1 protein-coding gene is annotated in these 283 nt (G+C 26.9%); it reads left to right on the top strand.

Features of this window, described 5'->3' with window-relative positions:
- Positions 1 to 271: hypothetical protein (locus AAEZ03_RS26915; RefSeq protein ID WP_350582859.1), on the top strand; the 271-nt coding region annotated here is incomplete at its 5' end.
- Positions 272 to 283: the final 12 nt, after the last annotated feature.

Below are 283 nucleotides of genomic sequence, written 5' to 3'. Positions count from 1 at the left end.
ATTAAATAAAGAGATAGATTTTGAAGGGTGGGTTGTTGCTCATAGAGATTGGTGGGAAAAGTCGCTCTATTCAGAGTTTTATGGAGATGGTTATACAAAAGATTTCTGTAACGTTATTAAATACTGGATGAACAAAGATCGTTTAGAGAACTTTCAAAATACTAAATCTGAAAAGATAGTTAAATTTTTTATGAACAGATATTTTAGTAGAATGCTCTTATTCAATAAATTTTTCGATATAAACGATTATATTAAAAGAAAATTTAGTTAACAGTATTAAAGC

The sequence above is a fragment of the Pseudomonas sp. HY2-MNA-CIBAN-0224 genome, from assembly GCF_040310285.1.
In the GTDB taxonomy this organism is placed as follows: Bacteria; Pseudomonadota; Gammaproteobacteria; order Pseudomonadales; family Pseudomonadaceae; genus Aquipseudomonas; species Aquipseudomonas helleri.
This window is presented reverse-complemented; position numbering and strand designations above follow the sequence as displayed.